At 73.1% G+C, this 23240-nt stretch carries 25 protein-coding genes; 8 read left to right on the top strand and 17 right to left on the bottom strand.

The features are described from left to right. Positions 1-47: 47 nt before the first annotated feature. Entirely contained in the window at positions 48-653 is a 606-nt protein-coding gene (locus HZZ00_RS13085; protein ID WP_180332336.1) for a TetR/AcrR family transcriptional regulator, read from the top strand. Between the two features lie 143 nt (positions 654-796). On the opposite strand, the gene HZZ00_RS13080 is transcribed toward HZZ00_RS13085, so the two are convergent. Continuing rightward, the gene (locus HZZ00_RS13080; RefSeq protein ID WP_180332335.1) at positions 797-1774 is read right to left on the bottom strand and encodes a hypothetical protein; all 978 of its coding nucleotides are present in this window, start codon (positions 1772-1774) and stop codon (positions 797-799) included. A 330-nt stretch (positions 1775-2104) separates the two neighbouring features. Continuing rightward, positions 2105-2791, bottom strand: coding sequence for a TetR/AcrR family transcriptional regulator (locus tag HZZ00_RS13075; RefSeq protein ID WP_180332334.1), 687 nt, complete (start codon positions 2789-2791; stop codon positions 2105-2107). 150 nt (positions 2792-2941) lie between these two features. Here HZZ00_RS13075 and HZZ00_RS13070 point away from each other — a divergent pair, with 150 nt between their 5' ends. Next, complete coding sequence (locus HZZ00_RS13070) at positions 2942-3400, top strand: nitroreductase family deazaflavin-dependent oxidoreductase (protein WP_180332333.1); 459 nt, start codon at positions 2942-2944, stop codon at positions 3398-3400. Here the strand turns inward: HZZ00_RS13070 and HZZ00_RS13065 are convergent. After that, positions 3390-4658: a geranylgeranyl reductase family protein gene (locus tag HZZ00_RS13065; protein ID WP_180332332.1), complete on the bottom strand. Its 1269-nt coding sequence runs from the start codon at positions 4656-4658 to the stop codon at positions 3390-3392. The genes HZZ00_RS13070 and HZZ00_RS13065 overlap by 11 nt on opposite strands. A gap of 170 nt (positions 4659-4828) precedes the next feature. On the opposite strand from HZZ00_RS13065, the gene HZZ00_RS13060 reads away from it, so the two are divergent. Both HZZ00_RS13060 and HZZ00_RS13055 read left to right on the top strand, forming a co-directional pair. Beyond that, the gene (locus HZZ00_RS13060) at positions 4829-6181 is read left to right on the top strand and encodes a dipeptidase (RefSeq protein WP_180332331.1); all 1353 of its coding nucleotides are present in this window, start codon (positions 4829-4831) and stop codon (positions 6179-6181) included. A gap of 166 nt (positions 6182-6347) precedes the next feature. After that, positions 6348-7097 carry an MBL fold metallo-hydrolase gene (locus HZZ00_RS13055; protein ID WP_180332330.1) on the top strand — a complete coding sequence of 250 codons (750 nt, stop codon included), beginning with the start codon at positions 6348-6350 and terminating at the stop codon, positions 7095-7097. 2 nt (positions 7098-7099) lie between these two features. Here the strand turns inward: HZZ00_RS13055 and HZZ00_RS13050 are convergent, their stop codons facing one another. Further along, entirely contained in the window at positions 7100-8143 is a 1044-nt protein-coding gene (locus HZZ00_RS13050; RefSeq protein ID WP_180332329.1) for an NUDIX hydrolase, read from the bottom strand. 147 nt (positions 8144-8290) lie between these two features. Then, on the bottom strand, positions 8291-8485 hold the full coding sequence (locus tag HZZ00_RS13045) for a hypothetical protein (RefSeq protein WP_180332328.1): 195 nt from the start codon (positions 8483-8485) through the stop codon (positions 8291-8293). Positions 8486-8741: 256 nt separating this feature from the next. Here HZZ00_RS13045 and HZZ00_RS13040 point away from each other — a divergent pair, with 256 nt between their 5' ends. Further along, positions 8742-9533, top strand: coding sequence for a maleylpyruvate isomerase family mycothiol-dependent enzyme (locus tag HZZ00_RS13040; RefSeq protein ID WP_180332327.1), 792 nt, complete (start codon positions 8742-8744; stop codon positions 9531-9533). A 127-nt stretch (positions 9534-9660) separates the two neighbouring features. Here the strand turns inward: HZZ00_RS13040 and HZZ00_RS13035 are convergent, their stop codons facing one another. Further along, positions 9661-10608 (bottom strand): ROK family protein, encoded by a 948-nt coding sequence (locus HZZ00_RS13035; protein ID WP_180332326.1) that lies wholly within the window; start codon positions 10606-10608, stop codon positions 9661-9663. Between the two features lie 181 nt (positions 10609-10789). Here HZZ00_RS13035 and HZZ00_RS13030 point away from each other — a divergent pair, with 181 nt between their 5' ends. Both HZZ00_RS13030 and HZZ00_RS13025 read left to right on the top strand, forming a co-directional pair. Beyond that, positions 10790-11875, top strand: coding sequence for a LacI family DNA-binding transcriptional regulator (locus tag HZZ00_RS13030; RefSeq protein WP_257585772.1), 1086 nt, complete (start codon positions 10790-10792; stop codon positions 11873-11875). 7 nt (positions 11876-11882) lie between these two features. Beyond that, positions 11883-12617 (top strand): hypothetical protein, encoded by a 735-nt coding sequence (locus HZZ00_RS13025; protein ID WP_180332325.1) that lies wholly within the window; start codon positions 11883-11885, stop codon positions 12615-12617. A 14-nt stretch (positions 12618-12631) separates the two neighbouring features. Here the strand turns inward: HZZ00_RS13025 and HZZ00_RS13020 are convergent, their stop codons facing one another. The 6 genes from HZZ00_RS13020 to HZZ00_RS13000 form a co-directional block, all read right to left on the bottom strand. Then, complete coding sequence (locus HZZ00_RS13020) at positions 12632-13930, bottom strand: aldolase/citrate lyase family protein (RefSeq protein WP_180332324.1); 1299 nt, start codon at positions 13928-13930, stop codon at positions 12632-12634. A 158-nt stretch (positions 13931-14088) separates the two neighbouring features. Then, the gene (locus HZZ00_RS13015; RefSeq protein ID WP_070026492.1) at positions 14089-15051 is read right to left on the bottom strand and encodes an electron transfer flavoprotein subunit alpha/FixB family protein; all 963 of its coding nucleotides are present in this window, start codon (positions 15049-15051) and stop codon (positions 14089-14091) included. Between the two features lie 54 nt (positions 15052-15105). Then, entirely contained in the window at positions 15106-15891 is a 786-nt protein-coding gene (locus HZZ00_RS13010; protein WP_070026491.1) for an electron transfer flavoprotein subunit beta/FixA family protein, read from the bottom strand. Positions 15892-16119: 228 nt separating this feature from the next. Further along, complete coding sequence (locus HZZ00_RS13005) at positions 16120-16629, bottom strand: flavin reductase family protein (RefSeq protein WP_180332323.1); 510 nt, start codon at positions 16627-16629, stop codon at positions 16120-16122. A gap of 44 nt (positions 16630-16673) precedes the next feature. Then, a complete protein-coding gene (locus tag HZZ00_RS39185) occupies positions 16674-16754 on the bottom strand; it encodes a putative leader peptide (protein WP_355154798.1) in 81 nt (26 codons plus the stop codon). Between the two features lie 83 nt (positions 16755-16837). Further along, positions 16838-17197, bottom strand: coding sequence for a thioredoxin family protein (locus HZZ00_RS13000; protein ID WP_180332322.1), 360 nt, complete (start codon positions 17195-17197; stop codon positions 16838-16840). 257 nt (positions 17198-17454) lie between these two features. Between HZZ00_RS13000 and HZZ00_RS12995 the strand changes: the two genes are divergently transcribed. Next, entirely contained in the window at positions 17455-18183 is a 729-nt protein-coding gene (locus tag HZZ00_RS12995) for a 1-acyl-sn-glycerol-3-phosphate acyltransferase (protein WP_180332321.1), read from the top strand. Between the two features lie 436 nt (positions 18184-18619). Here HZZ00_RS12995 and HZZ00_RS12990 read toward each other — a convergent pair whose 3' ends face one another. From HZZ00_RS12990 to HZZ00_RS12970, 5 genes are all read right to left on the bottom strand, one after another. Further along, complete coding sequence (locus HZZ00_RS12990) at positions 18620-19126, bottom strand: hypothetical protein (RefSeq protein ID WP_180332320.1); 507 nt, start codon at positions 19124-19126, stop codon at positions 18620-18622. Between the two features lie 10 nt (positions 19127-19136). Next, a complete protein-coding gene (locus HZZ00_RS12985) occupies positions 19137-19730 on the bottom strand; it encodes a transglutaminase domain-containing protein (RefSeq protein WP_180332319.1) in 594 nt (197 codons plus the stop codon). 78 nt (positions 19731-19808) lie between these two features. After that, entirely contained in the window at positions 19809-20879 is a 1071-nt protein-coding gene (locus HZZ00_RS12980) for a low specificity L-threonine aldolase (RefSeq protein WP_146465242.1), read from the bottom strand. Next, a complete protein-coding gene (locus HZZ00_RS12975) occupies positions 20876-21640 on the bottom strand; it encodes an SDR family oxidoreductase (protein ID WP_180332318.1) in 765 nt (254 codons plus the stop codon). The genes HZZ00_RS12980 and HZZ00_RS12975 overlap by 4 nt, the downstream gene beginning before the upstream one ends. Before the next feature lie 44 nt (positions 21641-21684). After that, on the bottom strand, positions 21685-23082 hold the full coding sequence (locus tag HZZ00_RS12970; protein WP_180332317.1) for a DUF6421 family protein: 1398 nt from the start codon (positions 23080-23082) through the stop codon (positions 21685-21687). Positions 23083-23240: the final 158 nt, after the last annotated feature.

Raw genomic sequence — 23240 nt, 5'->3', positions numbered from 1 at the left:
CTTTGACGATACGGACCGACGGTCCGCTTTGCAAACGGAGGAGCAGCATGCCCGAGCCGAGGTCCCGCAAGGACGCCGCGCGCAACCGGGAGGCCGTGCTCGCCGCGGCCGACGCGCTGTTCGCGCACCGCGAGAGTCCCGAGGACGTCACCATGGCCGAGGTCGCGGCGGCGGCCGGGGTCGGCAAGGGCACCCTCTTCCGGGCCTTCGGCGATCGCGCCGGGCTGCTGCGCGCGCTGTACGAGGCACGGCTCGAACCGGTCAGGGAGGCCGTCGAGTCCGGCCCGCCGCCGCTGGGGCCCGCGACCCCGCCGCTGGAGCGCGTGCCCGCGCTGCTCGACGCCGTCCTGTGCTTCAAACTCGACAACCGGCGCCTCGCGCTCGCCCTGGAGGAGGGCGGCGACAGCCCGTACCGGGCGGAGCACTACGAACGGTGGCACCGCATGCTGCGGGCCGTGCTGGAGCGGATCCCCGGGCTGCCCGACGGCGACTTCACCGCCCACGCCCTGCTCGCCGCCACCCGCGCCGACCTCGTCGAACACCTGGCGGGCAGGGAACGCGTGCCCCGCGAGAGACTGCGGGCCCAGCTGGCGGAGTTCACGTCCAGGGTCCTGGCTCCGGGCCGGGCGGAGCGGCCGGCGGCAGACGACTAGTTCCGCACGGTTTTCGACCGCGCTCCGGCGTCCTCCGGCCGCGGAGAACGGTGCTCTGCGCACGAAGGCGCACCCCGCTCGGCGCCTTGCCGCGACGACGGAACCGCGGACCCGCCCACCGAACCGTCGGACCGGAGACGTCCTCAGCTCTCAGCCGGGGTGTCGGTGAGCCGCTGCAGCAGCGCGGCGGCGATGTAGCGCATCTTTCCGATGTTCGTGCGCGGGTCGTAACCCAGAGCCTCGACGAGTGCCTCATGGCGCGCCTGCACGCTTGAGTGGTGCATGCCGAGCGTCGCCGCCGCGGACCGGATGCTGTCGGCCTCCACGAGTGTGCGGAGCACGTGCGCCGAACGGTCGTCGAGGCGGTCCAGGGCCCGGACGTCCTTGTGCGGAGCCTGCGGGTCGTGTGCGCGCAGCAGCATGAGCATGGCGCCGAGGTCCGACGCGTCGACCACCGGGTCGTTCGCGTCCGTCAGCCGGAACGCGATGCACGCTCCTTCCCAGGACTCCGGGGCGTGATCGGCGCGCACCCAGGGACCGATGCCGGTCGCGCCCGGTGCTTCGAGACGTCCGGAGACGTCGAGGGTGGCGCGCAGGAGCCCGTACCGGGTCGGTATGACCGCCGACGGTGCGCCGAACTCCGGCTCGTTCGACGCGGTCGCGAGGATGCGCACGGGCGTGGACGGGTCCAGGTGGAATCGGGTGAGCCGCTTGGTGCGTTCGGCGAGCGGACGCGCGTCGTCGATGACGGCGTCGAAGCCCGTCGGAGCGCGGTGGGTTTCGAGGAGTTCGACGCCGAAGGCGAGGCGTTCCACGATCATCTCGTCCAGAGCCGAACCCTGTCCGTCACGCTCCAGCCAGACGGCCCAGTCGGTGCCGGATCGCTGCGGGACGCGCGGGGCGTCGGGTCGCTCGCCCGGCTGCTTGCCGTCGGGGGCGCGGCGCCGGACCCGTCCGGAGATCTCGGCACCGGCGGTACAGCCTGCCAGGACCGCGGCGCCGCGCAGCAGTCCGTCGACCCCGGAGCCCCGGGCGAGGAGGACGTCGAAGTACGAGACGACCCGGAGGATGTCGCCGGTCTCCGGGTCGCTCGCGCTCAGTCGACCGAGCAGGTGGTGCATGTGCGTTCTCTCGTCGCGCTCGCGGAAGTCTTCAGGCCCGCCCACGGGGTGCGGCCCGCTCAGGGCTCCAGTATGCGCGCCACCCAGGCGTTGCGTGCGGTGACCGCCGCGTGCGCGACCGCGGTGTGCGGCACCGTCACGCCGGGCCACAACGATCGGCTCCCGCGACCGGCCGGCAGAACCGCCGATCGCGGCGCTTTCCACACGGTCCGGCCGCCGATCGCGCACCTGCCGCGGCGCGGCCGGGCGCCACCGTCCGCTCGCCGAAGCCCGCCGGCACCCGTCGCCGCCGGAACGCAACCGCATCTCGTCTCGGCGGTCTGGTGGCCCCTAGCGCAGCCCCACTCCCCGCGCCAGCTCCGTCGCCGCGTGCCGGAAGAACCGCTCCCGGTCCTCGACCACCTTGTGGAACTGGCCGAACAGTTCGAAGCTCACCAGGCCGAACAGCTGGGCCCAGGCGGCGATGAGGGCGGCGGCCGCCTCGGGGGGCAGATCGGGGGCGAGGTCGGCGGCCATGCGCTCGGCCTCGGGGCGCAACGCGTCGGGCAGCCGGAGGCCGGCGAGGCCGGGGCCCTGGTGGGCGTCGCGGACGATGCCGATGAGCACCAGACCGGTGCGGGCGGCGGACGGGATGGTGGTCTCGGGGGCGGCGTAACCGGGCACCGGCGAGCCGTAGATCAGCGCGTACTCGTGCGGATGGTCGAGCGCCCAGCGCCGCACCGCCTCGCAGACGGCCGTGAAGCGGGCCGCGGGAGCCGCGTCGGCGGCGGCGTCCCGTGCCTTCTCCGCGGCGGCGCCGAGGGCGTCGTACGCGTCGATGATCAGAGCGGTCAGCAGGTCGTCGCGGCTCGGGAAGTACCGGTAGAGCGCGCTGGACACCATGCCCAGCTCGCGGGCGACGGCCCGCAGGGAGAGCTTGGCGGCGCCCTCGGCCGCCAGCTGCCTGCGAGCCTCCTCCTTGATGGCCGCGGTCACCTCGTTCCTGGCCCGCGCACGGGCGCCCTGTGCAGTGGTCATACCCCGCAGTCTGCCACGCCCGAGATCGGTGCACACAAAAAAGAGCAGCGAACCGAAAAGAGAGCACTGCTCTTGCCATGGAGCACCGATCTGCCCCAGACTGAGGGCGAACCAAGAGCACTGCTCCGGAAACCGGCCGTGGGGGTCACCATGTCGTCTTCGTCTTCGCCGTACTACCTCAAGGGCAGCCCGATGAACGTCCGTCTGAACGGCGTGATCGGCTGGCTCGCCCGGCACGGGCTCAGTCTCGCGGGCACCGCCGAGATGTCCGTGCGGGGCCGAAAGAGCGGCCGGATGCAGCGCATCCCGGTCAACCCGCACACCTACGACGGCGGGCAGTACCTGGTCTCGGCGCGCGGCCACTCGCAGTGGGTGCGCAACATGCGCGCGGCGGGCGGCGGTGAACTGCGCGTCGGCCGCAAGGTGCGCGCGTTCACCGCGGTGGAGCTTCCCGACGCCGAGAAGCTCCCGGTCCTGCGGACCTACCTGGAGAAGTGGGGCTGGGAGGTCAACCAGTACTTCGACGGGGTGACCGCCAAGTCGTCGGACGAGGAGCTCGTCGCCTGCGCCCCCGACCACCCCGTCTTCCGCATCACCGTCACGGAGTGACGGACTCCTCCTCGGCCTTGGCCGGTTCCGCGGCCTGCGCCGACCGGGCCGGGCCCGGGTCCAGCGCGGTCAGGGCCCGCTGGGCGAGCGGGTGGGAACGGACCAGCTCGCCGAGGGTGGTGGCGCCCCGGGTGATGTTCCGGAACGCGTTCCAGGCCGGGCGGAAGCCGGTGAGGGCCGCGTGGAAGAGGCCGGGCCGCCGCTCGAACGCCGCGAGCAGGCGCTTGCCGACGCTCATCTCGACGCCGAGCCCGGCCTTGATGGCGAAGGCGTAGTTCAGGGCCTGGCGGCGGGTGTCGACCGCGTCGTGCGCCTCGGCGATGCGCACCGCCCACTCGCCGGCCAGCCGGCCCGAGCGCAGCGCGAAGGAGATGCCCTCGCGGGTCCACGGTTCGAGCAGACCGGCCGCGTCGCCGCAGACCAGGACCCGGCCGCGGGAGAGCGGCGAGTCGTCGGCGCGGCAGCGGGTCAAGTGCCCCGAGGAGACGGCCGGTTCGAAGCCGGCCAGGCCCAGCCGGGCGATGAAGTCCTCCAGGTAGCGCTTGGTCGCCGCGCCCTGGCCACGGGCGGAGATCACCCCGACCGTCAGGGTGTCGCCCTTGGGGAACACCCAGCCGTAACTGCCGGGCATGGGGCCCCAGTCGATGAGCACCCGGCCCTTCCAGTCCTCGGCGACCGGCTCCGGGACCGGGATCTCCGCCTCCAGGCCGAGGTCCACCTGGTCCAGCTTCACGCCCACGTGGGCGCCTATCCGGCTGGCGCTGCCGTCCGCGCCGACGACCGCGTGGGCCAGCACGGTCTCCCCGCCCTGGAGCACGACGGCGACCGTACGCCGGTCGGGCACCGCCGAGCCGTGCTGCTCGACGCGCTGCACCGTGACGCCCGTGCGCAGTTCGGCGCCCGCCTTCTGGGCGTGCTCGACCAGCTGCTGGTCGAACTCGGGCCGGTTGATCAGCCCGAACAGCATCTGCTTGGAGCGGCGGGTGCGGGTGAAGCGCCCGTTGTTGGAGAAGGTGACCGCGTGCACCCGGTCCCGCAGGGGCAGCTCGAAGCCGGGCGGCAGGGCGTCCCGCGAGGGGCCGATGATGCCGCCGCCGCAGGTTTTGTAACGGGGCAACTCGGCTTTCTCCAGCAGCAGGACGCGCCGCCCCGCGACCGCCGCCGCGTAGGCGGCCGAGGCCCCCGCGGGTCCCGCGCCCACCACGACGACGTCCCACACATGCTGCACGTCGTCCGCCGAAGAGTTCTCGCCGCTCACGATGGTCTACTGCTCCGATCAAGCCGCTGCCGCTCCCCCACGCCCACGACATCCCGCGAGCGGGGGGTAACCCGATGTATCCCGCATCCTACGGCCGTCGCCGGCGAGCGCCGCTGTGGGAGGATCGTTGCACTCAGCAGGACAACGTCGCACCTACGAGGAGCGTGCCCATGTCGTCGAATCCGGTCGCCGAGACCGTCGCCTCGCTGCTGCCCCGGGCCAAGGCGGAGCTGACCGAGCTGGTCGCCTTCCGGTCCGTGGCGGACTTCGAGCAGTTCCCGAAGAGCGAGAGCGAGGCCGCCGCGAGCTGGGTCGCCGACGCGTTGCGCGCCGAGGGGTTCGTCGACGTCGCCCTGCTCGACACCCCCGACGGCACCCAGTCGGTGTACGGCTACCTGCCGGGCCCCGAGGGCGCCAAAACGGTTCTCCTCTATGCGCACTACGACGTCCAGCCGCCGTTGGACGAGACGGGCTGGGCCACTCCGCCGTTCGAGCTGACCGAGCGCGACGGCCGTTGGTACGGCCGGGGGACCGCGGACTGCAAGGGCGGTGTGATCATGCACCTGCTCGCGCTGCGCGCGCTCAAGGCGAACGGCGGCGTCCCGGTGAACGTCAAGGTGATCGTGGAGGGCTCGGAGGAGCAGGGCACGGGCGGTCTGGAGCGCTACGCCGAGCAGCACCCGGACCTGCTGGCGGCCGACACCATCGTGATCGGTGACGCGGGCAACTTCCGGGTGGGCCTGCCGACGGTCACCACGATCCTGCGCGGCATGACCCTGGTGCGGGTGAGCGTGGACACCCTCGCGGGCAACCTGCACTCGGGCCAGTTCGGCGGTGCCGCCCCGGACGCGCTGGCCGCGCTGATCCGGGTGCTGGACTCGCTGCGCGCCGAGGACGGTTCCACCACCGTCGACGGGCTCGACGCGTCGGCCACCTGGGACGGCCTGGAGTACACCGAGGAGCAGTTCCGCGCGGACGCCAAGGTGCTCCAGGGCGTGGAACTCACCGGCTCCGGCTCGGTCGCCGACCGGCTGTGGGCCCGCCCGGCCGTGACCGTCATGGGCATCGACTGCCCGCCGGTCGTCGGCGCCACCCCCTCGGTGCAGGCCGCCGCCCGCGCGCTGATCAGCCTGCGGGTGCCGCCGGGCGTGGACGCGACGGAGGCGACGAAGCTGCTGACGGCGCACATCGAGGCGCACACCCCGTGGGGCGCCCGCGTCAAGGTGGAGCAGATCGGCCAGGGCCAGCCGTTCCGCGCCGACCCGACCAGCCCGGCCTACCGGGCGATGGCCGAGGCGATGGCCGTCGCCTACCCGGGCGAGACCATGCAGTACGCGGGCCAGGGCGGCTCCATCCCACTGTGCAACACCCTCGCCGGCCTCTACCCGCAGGCGGAGATCCTGCTGATCGGCCTGAGCGAGCCGGAGGCCCAGATCCACGCGGTGAACGAGAGCGTCTCGCCGCAGGAGCTGGAACGCCTGTCGGTGGCAGAGGCGCTGTTCCTGCGCAACTACGCGGGCTGAGGCGGACGCAGGACACGGGGGCGACGGGACCGCCGGGCGAGGGACGGGGATCGCGCGCCCGGTGACACCCGGCCCCGGCACGACACCGCTTCCGCCCTGGGCGGACACCTTCCGCTCAGGGCGGAGACGGCTCGCTCCCGTGCGTGCCCGCGCCTACGGTCGGGGCATGGACGTGATCCGGCTTCTTCCACGGTTGCATCTGCTGCGCTTCCCGGTCGGTCAGGCCTATCTCTGGCGTGACGGCGAGGAGTTGACACTCGTCGACGCGGGCCCGATCGGCTCGGGGGCGGTGATCGCCGAGGCGATCAGGGCGCTCGGGCGCGCGCCCGAGGACGTACGGCGCGTCGTGCTGACCCACTTCCACGAGGACCACGCGGGCGGCGCGGGCGAGTTCGCCGGGCTGAGCGGCGCGCAGGTGCTGGCCCACCGGCTCGACGCGCCGTTCGTGCGGGGCGAACTCCCCGGCCCGCCCCCGCGCCTGGAGGAGTGGGAGCGGCCGATCCGGGCCGAGGTCGTCGGGCGCCTGCCCGAGGGCACACCGCTGCCGCCGCCCTCGGTCCGGGAGGTGACGGACGGCGAGGTGCTCGACTTCGGCGGCGGCGCCCGGGTGGTGCACGTCCCCGGGCACACGGACGGCAGCATCGCGCTCTTCCTGCCCGCCGAGGGCGTGCTGTTCACCGGCGACACCGTGGCCTCGCTGCCCCCCGAGGGCGTCCTGTCCGCCGGCGGCACGGTGACCGCGGACTCGGTGAACCCCCCGGTGATCCCGGGCGTGTTCAACCTCGACGGGCCCCGGCTCCTCGATTCCGTACGGCACTTGGCGGGGCTCGGTGCCGAGGTGGCGTGCTTCGGCCATGGCGACCCGGTGCTGCGGGGCGCCGCCGCGACGCTGCGCGGTGCGACGGCCGCCCCGTGACGTCAGCCGACCGGCACCCCTGCCTCCAGGTACAGCGCGGTGCCGCGCTCGCGGGCGCGCAGGGCCCAGCGCAGGCGCTCGTAGCGCACCGGCGGCAGCATGTTCGCGGCCTCCTGCTCGGTGGCGAAACGCCAGGCCCGTAGCTCCGGTCCCGGCAGCAGCACCCCGGAGGCCTCGTCGGAGGTCAGCCGGCCGCCGTCGAACAGCAGCCGGAGCCCGCCGTAGCCGGGCGGCACGGGCCGTTCCCAGTCCACCACGAGCAGCCGGGGGACCTCCCCCATCCGTATCCCGGTCTCCTCGGCGACCTCCCGCATGCCCGCGCGGGCCGGGGCCTCGCCCCGTTCCACCACACCGCCGGGGAACTCCCAGCCGGGTTTGTAGGTGGGGTCGACGAGCAGCACCCGGTCCCGCTCGTCGAAGAGCAGCACCCCGGCGGCGAGGGTCTCGGCGGTGGGCTCGGGGGTCTGCACGATGTCGCAGGGGGCGAACTCCCCGCCGCCCAGGGCGGCCGCGATCCGTACGGCGGTCTCGTAGGGGGTCAGCGCGCTGGTGTCCACGAGATGGGCGTCGGCAGTGAGCCAGGAGGCGAGAGCGGCGTGGTAGGGCTCGATGTGGTCATAGGACCACTGGCGGACCCGTATCTCTCCGTCGGGCGGGTCGGGCGGCACCTCCCGCCCGGCTATCCGTTCACGCAGGATCGTTTCGGCCGGGGCGAGGAGCACGTGCCGTACGGGGATGCGGCGGGCGGCGAGGCCGCCGAAGATCTCGTCGCGGTACTCCTGGCGCAGCAGGGTCATCGGCACCACGAGGGTGCCGCCCAGCTCGGCGAGCATCGCGGCCGCCGTGTCGACCACGAGCCGGCGCCAGATCGGCAGGTCCTGGTAGTCGCCGACCTCGGCGAGGTGTTTGGGCGGCAGCAGGTGCGTGAGCGACCCGCCGATGACCTCGGGGTCGAAGAGCGTGCTGTGCGGGATCAGTTCGATCAGTTCCCGTGCGGTCGTGGTCTTTCCCGCACCGAACGCGCCGTTGATCCAGACGACGGTCACGGACTCCCCCTCTTCTGTTGACCCCCAGAGGCTTGCCCGTTCCACCCTGCCCCGGAAACCCCGTCCCGGTGAGGGCACGGTAAAGCGCGTGCCGGGGCCCCGTGACAGGACACCGGCACGCGCTCCCGCCGGGGTACGGCGGCCCCGCTACTCCTGGTCGGCGGCCGGAGCGTCGGCGGGCGCGAAACTCTCGTGGCCGACCAGATCGCCGGCCGAGTGCAGGGTGCCGGAGACGTTGAGGTCGTCGAGCGGGCCCCGGTCCGCCGCGTGCGACGGGGTGACGGCGGCCACGACGAAACCGGTGGCGAGGGAGGCGAGGGCGAGGATGCTGCGCTTCTTCATACGCCGATCAACTGCGCGGACCGCCCGGGGGTCACGCGGATACCGCCGGAACACCGAATTCTCCTGCCCGTGGCGCCGGGCGCGCCGGTACCGTCCGAAGTCCCGGGCCGGCGGCGAGACCACCCCCGAACTGCGGTGGCCGGCCGACGAGTTGGCGGAGTCCGACCGGCATATCGTGGGGCCGATCAAGGCCGTGCGCGAGTTCCGGTGAGCCACCGGGGCGGGCGCGGCCGGACATTCGTCACAAGGAGCACGCGTGAGCCCCACGTTCCCGTCCGGCGCGGCCGGCGCCGCCCTCGGCGAGGTGATCGAGGACGTCGCCCGGTCGGCCGACCGGCTGACCGCGACGGCGGCCGCACTGTCCGGCCCGGCGCTGCGGGCGCCCTCGGCCCTGCCCGGCTGGACCCGCGGGCACGTGCTCGCTCACGTCGCCTACGGCGCCGACGCCTACTCATGGCTGCTGGGCCTCGCACGCACCGGCCGGGCGCCCGGTCCCCGGGCGACCGCGGCCGCGGGGGCGGCGCAGGTCGCGCGGGAGGCCGTGCTGCCCGCCGGGCGGCTCGCCGCCCGGCTGCGGGCGAGTCTCGCCCGGTTCACGGCGGACGCGCGGGAGTTGCCCGCGGCCGCCTGGGACCGGCTGGTCCCGGCACTGGCCGGCTGGCGCCATCCGGCCTGGTACCTGCTGCTGCGCTGTCTGCGCGAGCTGGAGACCCACCACCTCGACCTCGGCACCGGGTACGGCACCGGGCGGTGGCCGGACCGGTACGTCTCCTGGGCCCTGGACGACACCCTCGGCACCCTTCGCGCGCGGCGCTTCCCGCTCGCCTCCGTGACGGCCGTCGACCTCGGCCGGCGCTGGACGGTGTCGGCCGAGGGCCCTGTGGTCAGCGGCGAGGGCCACCGCCTCCTCGGCTGGCTCAGCGGCCGGCTCCCCGCCGACGCACCGCGGACCGACGGGCCCGCGCTTGCCTTGCCCGCCCCGCCCGCCTGGCCGCAGCCCCCGCTGCCCGGGTGGGGCCGGGTCGGCGACGGGGACGACGACCGGTGAACCGAACGAAGCCGGGGCACCGGAGGACCCGGGCTGAGCCTGCGGCAGGCTCGCCGCGGCCGACGGCACGGTGCCGCCGCGCGTCTCGGCCGACGCCTGAGCGCGCGGGCGCGGCCCCGGGGAGCGCCTAGAGCCGCGCCACCCCCGGCCCCCGCAGCAGCGCGGCCGCGGCGGCGCCGACCAAGCCCGCGTCGGTGCCCATCTGCGCGGGTACGACCGTCAGCCGCCGTACGAAGGACAGGGTGGCGTAGTCGGTGAGCGCCTTACGCAGCGGGGTGAAGAGGACGTCGCCCGCGTTGCCGACGCCGCCGCCGATCACCGCGATGTCGATCTCGACCAGAGTCGCGGTGGCGGCGATACCGGCGGCCAGGGCCCGCGCGGCCCGCTCGAAGGAGGCCGTCGCGACCGGGTCGCCCGACCGGGCGGCGGCGGCCACCGCGGCGGCCGAGGCGTCGCCGTCCGGGCCCGGGAGCCAGCCCTGCTCCAGGGCGCGGCGGGCGATGTTGGGCCCGCTGGCGATGCGCTCCACGCAGCCGCGCGAGCCGCACGGGCAGGGATCGCCGTCGAGGTCGACGCTGATGTGGCCGATGTGGCCGGCGTTGCCGGTCGGCCCGGGGTGCAGCCGTCCGCCGAGCACGAGGCCGCCGCCCACGCCCGTGGAGACCACCATGCACAGCGCGTTGTCGTGGCCGCGGGCGGCGCCCTGCCAGTGCTCGGCCGCGGTGATCGCCACCCCGTCGCCGATCAGCTCGACCGGCAGCCCGCCGGTGGCCGTGCGCACCCGCTCGACCAGCGGGAAGCCCCGCCAGCCCGGCACGTTCACGGGGCTGACGGTGCCCGCGACGGCGTCCACCGGGCCCGCGCTGCCGATGCCGACCGAGCGGACGTTCCCCCACGCGGACGACGCGGCGAGGTCGGCGAGCACCTCCTCGACGGCCCGCATCACCGTCTCGCCGTCTTGCCGGGCGGGCGTGGCGCGCTGCGCCCGCTCCAGGATCAGTCCGCGGCCGTCCACCAGTCCGCCGGCGATCTTGGTGCCGCCGATGTCCAGGGCTGCCACGAGGTCGGTGCGCATCAGAGTCGGATCTCCCCGTTGAACGATCGAAAGAGCTGTGGACGGGCGGGCCGGCCGTGGCGGTGGGGGGGCGGGCCCGCGGAAAGCGGTGGTCAGTCTCTCGCGCACCTGACAACGTTGTCCAGGCTCTATGCTCGACGCCACATCCTCATATCAGCCCATGGGCCGTCGCATCACCCCCATGGGGAACACGGACGACAGGACAGGACAGCGCATCGTGCCCGAGACGACCCGCCGCGCAGAACGCTTCCCCGGGAACCGGTACGGCAACCGCCCGACGATGAAGGACGTGGCGGCGCGCGCCGGGGTGGGGCTGAAGACGGTGTCGCGGGTGGTCAACGGCGAGCCCGGGGTCACCCCGGACACCGAGCGCCGGGTGCAGGAGGCCATCGACGCCCTGGGCTTCCGCCGCAACGACAGCGCGCGGGTGCTGCGCAAGGGCCGCACGGCGAGCATAGGACTCGTCCTGGAGGACCTGGCGGACCCCTTCTACGGCCCGCTGAGCCGTGCGGTGGAGGAGGTCGCCCGCTCGCACGGCGCGCTGCTGATCAACGGCTCCAGCGCCGAGGACCCGGAGCGTGAGCGGGAGTTGGCGCTGGCGCTGTGCGCGCGGCGGGTGGACGGTCTGGTGGTGATCCCGGCCGGGGACGACCACCGCTATCTGGAGCCTGAGATCCGGGCGGGCGTGGCGACGGTGTTCGTGGACCGTCCGGCCGGGCGGATCGACGCCGACGTGGTGCTGTCGGACAACTTCGGCGGGGCCCGTGACGGCGTGGCGCATCTGATCGCGCACGGCCACCGCCGGATCGGGTTCATCGGCGACATGCCCCGCATCCACACGGCGGCGGAGCGGCTGCGCGGCTACCGGGCGGCCATGGAGGACGCCGGGATACCGGTCGAGGACCGCTGGATGTCCCTCGGGGTGACGGTCCCGGAGCGGGTACGCCGGGCGGCGCTGGAGATGCTGTCCGGGCCCGATCCGGTCACCGCGGTCTTCACGGGCAACAACCGGGTGACGGTCACCGTGGTCCGGGTCCTCGCCGAGCAGTCCCGGCAGGTGGCGCTGGTCGGGTTCGACGACTTCGAGCTGGCGGATCTGCTGCGGCCGGGCGTCACGGTGGTCGCGCAGGACGCGGCGGCCCTCGGCCGTACGGCGGCCGAGCGGCTCTTCCGGCAGCTGGACGGCGGGTTCGTCGCGCCGGAGCGGATCGAGCTGCCCACCCGGCTGGTCGAGCGCGGCTCGGGCGAGCTGCCCCCGGCCCGCTGAGGCGCCCATGGCCACGCTGGAGGAGCTGGGGCTCGCGGGGGTGCCGCGCGAGGACCCGCTGACGTACCCGGGCGCGTGGCCCGCCGCCTCCGGGGTGCTGCACGGCGACCGGTGGCTGCCGCCCGATCGGCTGGTGTACGCGGACCGGTCGCCGCTGCTCGCGGTCGGCTCCAACGCCTGCCCCGGCCAACTGCGGCACAAGCTGGCCGAGTTCGGGCTGGGCTCCTCCACCGTGCCGATGGTGCGGGCCACCGTGACCGGCGTCCGCGTGGGGGTCTCCGCGCACGTCAGCCGCATGGGCTACGTCTCGGCCTCACCGGTCGAGTCGCCCGGCGAGGCGGTGGGGCTGTTCGTCCTCTGGCTGGACCGGCGGCAGCTGGACGTGATCGACGCCGGCGAGGGGGCGCCGCTGCCGGCCGGCAACTTCCGGCGGGCCTGGCTGCCCGCGCCGGACGTACGGGTGGAACTGGCCGACGGGGTCGCGCTGCCGGGCGTCCACGCGTACGTCAACCGGCGCGGGGTGCTGCGCGACGGCACCGGAGCGCCCCGCGCCCATCCGGGGCAGCGCCCGCTGCTCACCGAACTCCTCGGTGCCTGCGCCGAGTTGCGGGAGCTGTTCGGGGCCACCCCGGAGGAGTTCAGCGCGCGGGCGCGCGGGGACGCCGGGCTGTGCGCGCGGGGCACCCGGCTGTTCGCCGAGCGGGACTGGGTGATGGCGTCCGGGCTCGAACGCCATCTGTGACCGGTCCGCTTCCGCTACCGCGCGGAGGCGGTGAGATCGCCGCGCCGGGGCGCCGCGAAGCCCTCCAGGGCGGCGCGGGTCAGCCCGGTGCGCTCCTGGACCTCGGCGGGGTCGAGGGCACCGCAGTCCAGGCCGCGCAGCAGATAGCCGCCGAGGGCCTTGGCGGTGGCGGGCTCGTCCATGACGTCGCCGCCGGCCCGGTTCGCGTAGCGGGCGAGGCGGTCCGCCGCCTGCTCGAAGCCCTCGCGGTAGAAGGCGAAGACGGCCGCGTAGCGGGTCGGGATGTGGCCGGGGTGCATGTCCCAGCCCTGGTAGTAGGCGCGGGCGAGGGCGCGGCGGGTGAGGCCGTAGTGCAGCCGCCAGGCGTCGTGCACCCGGTCGGTGGGTCCCACCGGGAGGACGTTGGTGGAGCCGTCCGAGACCCGTACGCCGGTGCCCGCGGCGGCGACCTGCATGACCGCCTTGGCGTGGTCGGCGGCCGGGTGGTCGCTGGCCTGGTAGGCGGCGGAGACGCCCAGGCAGGCGCTGTAGTCGAAGGTGCCGTAGTGCAGTCCGGTGGCGCGGCCCTCGGCGGCCTGGATCATCCGGGCGACGGTGGCGGTGCCGTCGGTGGCGAGGATGGCCTGGCTGGTCTCGATCTGGATCTCGAAGCCGAGCCGCCCGGCGTCGAGGCCGTGCGTCTTCTCGAAGGCCTCCAGGATCCTCACGAAGGCGCTCACCTGTTCGGGATAGGTGACCTTCGGCAGGGTGAGCACCAGGCCGTCGGGGAGGCCGCCCGCCGCCATCAGGCCGGTGAGGAAGACGTCGAGGGTGCGGATGCCCCGCTCGCGCACCGCGGCCTCCATGCACTTCATGCGGATGCCCGTGTACGGCGCCGCCGTGCCGCTGCCCGCGGCCTCGGCGATCAGCCGGGCGGCACGGGCCGCGTCCGCGTCCTCCTCGGCGTCGGGGCGGGGGCCGTAGCCGTCCTCGAAGTCGACCCGCAGGTCCTCGATCGGTTCGCGCTCCAGCTTGGCGCGGACACGGGAGTAGACCGGCTCGGCGAGGTCGTCGCCGAGGCCGAGGACGGCCGCGAACGAGGCGGCGTCCGGGGCGTGTTCGTCCAGCGCGGCCAGCGCCCGGTCGCCCCAGGAGCGGACGGTGTCGGCGGCGAAGACGTCGCCGGGCACGTAGACGGTGTGGACCGGCTGCCGGGTGCCGGGGTCCCCCGGGTAGCGGCGCGCCAGCTCCGCGTCGACCGGTGCGAGCAAGGCGCTGATCTCCTCGCCGACGGCGCCGGTGAGGCTTGTCGCCACCTTCTCCTGCTGACCCATCCCACACCCTCCGATTTCCGCTTCACGGAATCAACAATCCGTAGAATGAAGTTATCCGGCGTGGTTCCCGCTGGTCAACACCCCCGCGGCGTCTCCAGGATGCACCGAGGCCCCCGTGACCGCGCGGGTCACGGGGGCCTCGTACGCCCTTGCGGGGATCAGCCCTTGCGGGTCTTGATCTCCTCGGTCAGCTGCGGGACGACGTCGAACAGGTCGCCGACCACGCCGTAGTCGACCAGCTCGAAGATCGGGGCCTCGGCGTCCTTGTTGACGGCCACGATGGTCTTCGAGGTCTGCATGCCGGCGCGGTGCTGGATCGCGCCGGAGATGCCGTTGGCGATGTAGAGCTGCGGCGAGACCGACTTGCCGGTCTGGCCGACCTGGTTGGTGTGCGGGTACCAGCCGGCGTCGACGGCGGCGCGCGAGGCACCGACGGCCGCGCCGAGCTGGTCGGCGAGGGCCTCGATGATCGCGAAGTTCTCCGCGCCGTTCACGCCACGGCCGCCGGAGACCACGATCGCGGCCTCGGTCAGCTCGGGGCGGCCCGTGGACTCGCGCGGGGTGCGCGCGGTGACCTTGGTGCCGGTGGCCTTGTCGGAGAAGGTCACGGACAGGGCCTCGACGGCGCCCGCGGCCGGGGCGGCCTCCACGGCGGCCGAGTTCGGCTTGACCGTGATGACCGGGGTGCCCTTGACGACACGGGACTTGGTGGTGAAGGACGCGGCGAACACCGACTGGGTGGCCACCGGGCCCTCGTCGCCGGCCTCCAGGTCGACGGCGTCGGTGATGATGCCGGAACCGATGCGCAGCGCCAGACGGGCGGCGATCTCCTTGCCCTCGGCGGAGGACGGGACCAGCACGGCGGCCGGGGAGACGGCCTCGTAGGCGGCCTGGAGGGCGTCCACCTTCGGCACGACCAGGTACTCGGCGTACTCGGACGCGTCGTGGGTGAGGACCTTCACCGCGCCGTGCTCGGCGAGGGTGGCGGCGGTGTCGGCGGCGCCGTTGCCGAGCGCCACGGCGACGGGCTCACCGAGGCGGCGCGCCAGGGTCAGCAGCTCCAGGGTGGGCTTGCGGACGGCACCGTCCACGTGGTCGACGTAGACGAGGACTTCAGCCATGGGATTGCACTCCTGCGTAACGAAGTTGAGGGGGCGGTCAGCGGGGGCGAGCCCTTAGATGAACTTCTGGCTCGCGAGGAACTCAGCGAGCTGCTTGCCGCCCTCGCCCTCGTCCTTGACGATGGTGCCGGCCGTGCGGGCCGGACGCTCGGTCACGGCCTCGACCTTGGTGAACGCGCCGTCCAGGCCGACCTCTTCCGCCTCGATGTCGAGGTCGGACAGGTCCCAGGACTCCACCGGCTTCTTCTTGGCCGCCATGATGCCCTTGAAGGACGGGTAGCGGGCCTCGCCGGACTGGTCGGTCACGGAGACCAGGGCCGGCAGCTGGGCCTCCAGCTGCTCGGAGGCGGCGTCGCCGTCGCGGCGGCCCTTGACGGTGCCGTCCTCGACCGAGACCTCGGACAGCAGGGTGACCTGCGGAACGCCCAGGCGCTCGGCGACCAGCGCGGGCACGACGCCCATGGTGCCGTCGGTGGAGGCCATGCCGGAGACGACCAGGTCGAAGCCGGCCTTCTCGATCGCCTTCGCCAGGACGAGGGAGGTGCCGATGGCGTCGGTGCCGTGCAGGTCGTCGTCCTCGACGTGAATGGCCTTGTCGGCGCCCATGGACAGGGCCTTGCGGAGCGCGTCCTTGGCGTCCTCGGGGCCGACCGTCAGCACGGTGACCTCGGCGTCGTCCGCGTCCTCCGCGATCTGCAGCGCCTGCTCGACCGCGTACTCGTCCAGCTCGGAGAGCAGACCGTCCACGTCGTCGCGGTCGACGGTCAGGTCATCGGCGAAGTGCCGGTCGCCAGTGGCGTCGGGCACGTACTTCACAGTGACAACGATCCTCAAGCTCACGCCGGCTCTCCTACTGCATCGTGATTTCCTGGCTGCCTCTTGCAGGCAGCATAGGCGCCTGAAGCGGCCGTTCCCGGTCGGGGCCGCAACGCGCTCCGACCGAGATATTACTCGTCAGTACACCCAGTTCGTCCCCGCTAAGCAAGCGCTTTGAACTGTGACGTTCGCAACGCAGCGTAACCGGAACCCGACGGCTCCGCAGGGGAACAGGACGTGATCAATGCCGCATCAGTCGCGCAGCGCCGTGAAGCGGCCCTGGTGGTAGAGCAGGGGGCGCCCGGCGCCCGTCGGATCGCCGAGGAGGACCTCGGCGAGCACGATCCGGTGGTCGCCCGCCGGGACCCGGGTGACGATCCGGCACACCAGCCAGGCGAGCACGTCGTCCAGCACCGGCACCCCCTCGGGACCCTCCCGCCAGGCGGTGGCCGCGCCGAACCGGTCGGCGCCGCTGCGGGCGAAGGTGGCGGCCAGCTCGTGCTGGTGCTCGCCGAGTATGTGGACGCCGACGTGGTCCGCCTCGGCTATCGCGGGCCAGCTGGAGGCGCCGGTGCCCACACCGAAGGAGATCATCGGCGGCTCGGCGGAGACCGAGGTGAGGGAGGTGGCGGTGAAGCCGACCGGCCCGGCGGCGCCGAGCGCGGTGATCACCGCGACACCGGCGGCGTGCCGGCGGAAGGTGGAGCGCAGCAGATCGGGAGAGGCGAGCTGGTGGGTGCCGAGTCCGGGCAGGGCCGTCATGGAGTTGTCCTTCTGTTCGGGGGGACGAGCGGGTCCGTGGCTGCTCAGTGACCCGGACAGCAGGCGCTCGCGGTACGCGCCAGGTCGACGTGGGGCCGCCCGTGGAGAAGGAGTTCGATCGGCATACGGTCAGGCTGACGATAGGTGGTGGGCGCAGTCAAGTGCGGCCCGGGAACTGGGACGCCCCTCACCTGCTGCCGAAACCCCATCAAATCGCTTCCCCCAGCGCCGCGATGACGTCGGCCTTGCGGGGCAGACCCGCGGCGCGGCGCACGACCGTCCCCCGCGCGTCGAGGACCAGCACGGTGGGCGTCTTCACGATGCCGAGGACGCGTACGAGTTCCAGCCGGGCCTCGGCGTCGATCTCCACGTGGGCGACGCCGGGCACCATGGCCGCGACCTCGCCGAGCACGCGCCGGGTGGCCCGGCAGGGTGCGCAGAAGGCGGTGGAGAACTGGACGAGCGTGGCCCGTTCGCCGAGACCCGTGCCGAGTTCGGCGGCGCTCAGCCGCCCGGCGTCGTCGCGCCCGCTCACCCTTGCCCTCCCGCTCCGCCGCCCGTGCGGCATCCGACGGACGCCGGCCGACGCCGACGCCACCAGGCGTCAACGATCGGCGGGCCGCGGGGATTCCCGGCCCGCCGGCGGTTGCCCGGAAGAGAGCCGCGAGCCGACGTGACGAGGATCTCGCCGTGGCGGGGCACCAGAACTGGCTACCCGCACGTTCTTGGGGCACGATCTGCGATACGCCGTAAACCTACGGCTGCGTAGCTTTCCCGCCGGGAGCCCCCCTTTCCCGAGCAGAGCAGAAAGGGTTCGTCCCACCCATGGCAGAACTGGTCTACCGTCCCGTCATCGGATTCGCCAAGACGCTGTTCAAGGTCTGGGACCTGAAGATCGACTGCCAGGGGTCCTCGAACATCCCGCGCTCCGGCGGTGCCGTGCTGGTGAGCAATCACATCAGCTATCTGGACTTCATCTTCAACGGGCTGGCCGCCCTGCCGCAGAAGCGCCTGGTGCGGTTCATGGCGAAGGAGTCCGTGTTCCGGCACAAGATCTCCGGGCCGCTGATGCGCGGCATGAAGCACATCCCGGTGGACCGCGGGCAGGGCGAGGCCGCCTACGCGCACGCGCTGGACTCGCTGCGCTCCGGGGAGGTCATCGGAGTCTTCCCGGAGGCCACCATCTCCCAGTCCTTCACCCTGAAGAGCTTCAAGTCGGGCGCGGCCCGGCTCGCCCAGGAGGCCGGGGTGCCGCTGGTCCCGATGGCGGTGTGGGGCACGCAGCGGCTGTGGACCAAGGGCCAGGCGCGCAACTTCAGACGCAGCCACCTGCCCGTCACCATCCGGGTGGGCGAGGCCCTGGAAGCGCCCCGCGACCAGTACGCCGGGGCGATCACCCGCCGGCTGCGCGAGCGCGTCCAGGAACTCCTGGACGCCGCCCAACGCGCCTATCCGGGCCGCCCGAAGGGCGCCGAGGACTCCTGGTGGCTCCCCGCGCACCTCGGCGGCACGGCGCCGACGGCCGACGCGCTGCGGGCCGCCGAGGTCCACTGACACCCCGCACCGCCCGGCAGGGTGCGCGGTCACGGTCCGGGGCCGGCCGGCTTCCGGGGACCGACCGCGGTACGGCGGCCGGGCGATGCGGCGTTGGCGAAAGGCGGGGTGCGCGGCGGCGGCCGTGCTCGCGCCGGCCGGGTGGCCGTGCGCGCCGCATGTGAAGGACTGGTGGCTGCTGCGCACCGGCTGCGACGGCACGCTGCCGGCCGGGGCGGTACGGGAACTCGCGGCCGGGGGCGGCCACTTCACCGAGGCGCGGACGACTGAGCACGACGAGCTCGGGGACTCTCCTTCGTCCGGCCGCTGCCGGGCGACCTGCCCGGGTCGGCCGACGACACGGGGCGGCGACGTGCGGCTGCTGGTGCGCTGCCCGGCCCTCGGCAGGGACGACGCGGGCCGGCAGCCGCACGATGCCGGCGGTCGCCATGCCCCCTCAGGCCACCGCCCGGCACTCCCGCGCCGTGTACGAGACCAGCGTCCCGCTGGTCGACTCGGCTGGACGGCACCCGGGTTGCGGTGCCGAACCGCTCGTGGTCCCGAAGGACGGCGGCGGGCTCCCGGACTCCGACCGCGCGCCGCCGCCGGTACCGGTGTCCGAGGCCGTCGGGCCCGCCAGCGGCTGGGCCGCCCACACGCGGCTTCCCCAGGGCGCCCGGTGGCGGGCCCACCCGCTGCCGAACGACGGTTCGCCCGGCGGCCGTTGTGATCTGACCCGGTCGAGCGGCGCCTCGGTGACGGAGCCGTCCGTGGCCGCCTGGTACGGCGTCTGGAGCAACCGCCTGGTCACCGACCAGGGACGGCGCGTGCCCCTGACGGCGACCGCCCGTTGCTCCGGCGAGACCGCCGTGCGCGCCCGGGAGAACCGCCCCGCCGTCCGGGCCGCCCCGGCGGCGGGCGAAACGCCGCCGCGCTCTTTTCTCGCCGCTCCCCCGTCGGTCATGCCGGGGAGGTCACAGGGTGCTCGGCAGCGCGCTGCCGAGGGCTTCACGGTCGGGGGCGGTGCGCAGGGCGTCGAGGACGGCCGGGTGGGGGGCGGCGTACAGGACCGGGTGGTCCAGCTCGCCGCGGGCCGCGTCGGGAACCCAGGCGAGCCGCTCCTCGCCGAGGGAGAACCGGGCGTCGACGCCGGGTTTGTTGCCGCGCGGGTCCTGGCGGTGCCAGGCGCCGTGGAAGCGGACGGCGACCAGGCCGTGGACGACGAGGCCGTCGCCGTCGTCGTCGCGCAGGCGCTGGTAGCACAGGGCGGTGGGGATGTCCTCGGCGCGCAGCAGGGCCGCGAGCGCGTGCGCCTTGGCGTGGCAGATGCCGGTGCGCCGGGCCAGGACGTCGGAGGCGCGCCAGGTGACGCGCGGATCGCCGGTGTCGGCGGAGTGCGGGACGGTGTCGCGCACGAACTCATAGGCGAGGCGCGCATAGGCATACGAGTCGGCGGCATCGGCGGCCAGCCGGGCGGCCGTCTCCCGCACCACCGGGTGCTGGTGATCGATGGCCTCGTCGGCGGCCAGATATGCGGAGAGGTCGGCGGTTTCCTGGATCAGCTGCATGCCCGCAGAGCATAGGAATGCGATCACCCGACAGTCAATGACTTTTCAGGTGACCGCATACCTATGCATTTTCGTGGACTAGCGCGCCATCTCCTCCTTGACGGCCGCCACGAAGGTGTCGACGTCCTCCTCCGTGGTGTCGAAGGAGCACATCCAGCGCACGGTGCCGGCCGCCTCGTCCCAGAAGTAGAAGCGGAACCGCTTCTGCAGCCGCTCGCTGACGTCGTGCGGGAGCCGGGCGAAGACGCCGTTGGCCTGCACCGGGTAGAGGATCTCCACCCCGTGCACCGCGCGCACGCCCTCGGCGAGCCGCTGGGCCATCTCGTTGGCGTGCCGGGCGTTGCGCAGCCACAGGTCCTTGGCCAGCAGGGCCTCCAACTGCACGGAGACGAAGCGCATCTTGGAGGCGAGCTGCATGGACAGCTTGCGCAGGTGCTTCATCTGCCGCACGGCGTCCTGGTTGAGGACCACGACCGCCTCGCCGAACACGGCGCCGTTCTTCGTCCCGCCCAGCGAGAGGATGTCGACGCCGGCCGCGTCGGTGAACGTGCGCATCGGCATGTCCAGGGAGGCGGCGGCGTTGGCTATCCGGGAGCCGTCGAGGTGCACCCGCATCCCGTGGGCGTGGGCGTGCTCGCAGATCGCGCGGATCTCCCCGGGCGTGTAGAGCGTGCCCAGCTCCGTGGACTGGGTGATCGAGACGACCTGCGGCATCGCGCGGTGCTCGTCCTCCCAGCCCCAGGCCTGCCGGTCGATCAACTCGGGCGTGAGCTTGCCGTCCGGCGTGGGCACGGTGAGCAGTTTCAGCCCGCCCATCCGCTCGGGTGCCCCGCCCTCGTCCACGTTGATGTGCGCGCTCTCGGCGCAGATCACCGCGCCCCAGCGGTCGGTGACCGCCTGGAGCGCGACCACGTTGGCGCCGGTGCCGTTGAAGACCGGGAAGGCCTCGGCGGTGGCACCGAAGTGGCTGCGGATGATCCGCTGGAGGTTCTCGGTGTACTGGTCCTCGCCGTACGCCACCTGGTGGCCGCCGTTGGCCAGGGCCAGGGCGGCCAGCACCTCGGGGTGCGCTCCGGCGTAGTTGTCACTGGCGAAACCGCGGACCTCCGGGTCGTGATGGCGACGCGCGTCGGTCCTGGGAGGGTTCACGGCTTCTCGGTCAGCCACAGACGGTTTCCGTTCACTTCGGCGGCGGACTTGCTCCAGACGCCCTCGATGGCCTCGGCCAGGTCCTTGACGTCCGTGAAGCCCGCGAACTTCGCGTTGGGGCGTTCGGCGCGCATCGCGTCGTGCACCAGCGCCTTGACCACCAGGATCGTAGCCGCCGACGTCGGACCCTCGGCGCCCTCGGCCCTGCCCGCCTTGCGGAAGTAGTCGGCCATGGCCAGCGTCCACGCCTCGGCGGCGGCCTTGGCGGCCGAGTAGGCGGCGTTGCCCGCGGTGGGCTTGGACGCGCCGGCCGCGCTGATCAGCACGTAGCGGCCCCGGTCGCTGCGCTGCAGCGCCTCGTGGAAGGCCAGCGAGGTGTGCTGCACGGTGCGCACCAGCAGCAGCTCCAGGAAGTCCCAGTCGTCCAGGCTGGTCTTGGTGAAGGTCTCGCTGCCGCGCCAGCCGCCGACCAGGTGGACCAGGCCGTCGACGCGGCCGAAGTCCTTCTCGATGTGGTCGGCCCAGTCCCGGGTGGACTGGAGGTCGAGCAGATCGACCGTGTCGCCCGTGACCGAGGCACCCCCGGAGGCGTAGCGCGCCGCGTCCACGGCCTCCGACAGCCGCTGCGGGTCGTTGTCCGCCCCCACGACGGTCGCCCCGGCCTCGGCCAGGCGCAGCAGTGCCGCCCGGCCGGCGGGTCCGCCCGCGCCGGCCACCGCGATCACCGCACCACTGAGCGCCCCGTTCGACCCGTTCCCCATGATCTTCCCCTCTGCAGCCGTGTCGTGTGGTGGTACGCCGTCGCTCACGCGGCGATCCGCTCGGCGCTGTCCGCGGTGATGCCCTTGGTGGAGGCGATCACGTTCTTCAGTTTCTTGGACAGGGCCTCAAAGAACATGCTCAGCGGAAACTCGTCCGGAAGCACGTCGTCCACCAGCTTGCGCGGCGGGAGCGAGAGGTCGAGTGCCTCGGGGCCCTTGGCCCACTTGGAACCGGGGTGCGGGGCGAGGTAGGTGGAGACCAGCTCGTAGCCGGCGAACCAGTGCACGAGCTTGGGGCGGTCGATGCCGTCCCGGTACAGCTTCTCGATCTCGGCGCACAGCTGGTTGGTGACCTGCGGGGCGCGCTCCCAGTCGATCGAGAGCTTGTTGTCGGTCCAGCGCACGACGTCGTGCTTGTGCAGGTAGGCGAAGAGCAGCTGGCCGCCGACGCCGTCGTAGTTGCGCACGCGGTCGCCGGTGACGGGGAAGCGGAACATGCGGTCGAAGAGCACGGCGTACTGCACGTCACGGGCCTGCGGAAGGCCGTCCGCCTGGAGCTTGACGGCCTCCTTGAAGGCGGTGAGGTCGCAGCGCAGCTCCTCCAGGCCGTACATCCAGAACGGCTGGCGCTGCTTGATCATGAACGGGTCGAACGGCAGGTCACCGTGGCTGTGGGTGCGGTCGTGCACCATGTCCCAGAGCACGAAGGCCTCTTCGCAGCGCTTCTGGTCGTGCACCATCGCGGCGATGTCCTCGGGCAGCTCAAGGCCCAGGATCTCGACGGCGGCCTCGGTGACCCGGCGGAAGCGCGCGGCCTCGCGGTCGCAGAAGATGCCACCCCAGGAGAATCGTTCCGGCGCCTCACGGACGGCGATGGTCTCCGGGAAGAGGACGGCGGAGTTGGTGTCGTAGCCCGAGGTGAAGTCCTCGAACGCGATACCGCAGTACAGCGGGTTGTCGTAGCGGGTGCGCTCCAGCTCGGCCAGCCAGTCGGGCCAGACCATGCGCAGCACCAGCGCCTCGAAGTTGCGGTCCGGGTTGCCGTTCTGCGTGTACATCGGGAAGACGACCAGGTGCTGGAGGCCGTCCGCGCGGCTCGCCGCGGGGTTGAAGGCCAGCAGCGAGTCCAGGAAGTCCGGCACCTGGAAGCCGCCCTCGGCCCAGCGGCGAAGGTCCTTGACGAGGGCCTCGTGGTAGGCGGAGTCGTGCGGCACCAGCGGCGACAGCTGCTCGACCGCGTCGGCGACCCGGCGGACGGCGGCCTCGGCGTCCACCCTGGTGGGCGCGCCCTCGGCGGCGAAGTCGATCGAGCCGTCCTTCGACTGCCATGGCCGGATCTGTTCCACGGCATCCTTGAGCACGGGCCATGCGGGGTGCTCAACCACCCTGGTCTGCGAAGGAATACGACCCTCCGCACCCGACTGCACAAGAATTTCCGTCATTTTCCATCCTCCACGGGAGAACCTCGCGTACGGACACCGTATGCATACCCCGATTCCCCCATCAAGAGGAGGCGCAGGAGATTTTTCTGTTCAGTGACCCTGTCGCCGACATTTTTCCTGCTGTAAACCGTGACGGCGCTCACTTCGAGCGTGTTGCC

The sequence above is a fragment of the Streptomyces sp. NEAU-sy36 genome (genome assembly GCF_013423905.1).
Lineage (GTDB): Bacteria > Actinomycetota > Actinomycetes > Streptomycetales > Streptomycetaceae > Streptomyces > Streptomyces misionensis.
The sequence above is the reverse complement of the archived record's forward strand: the minus strand, read 5'-3'. Positions and strand labels throughout refer to the sequence as shown.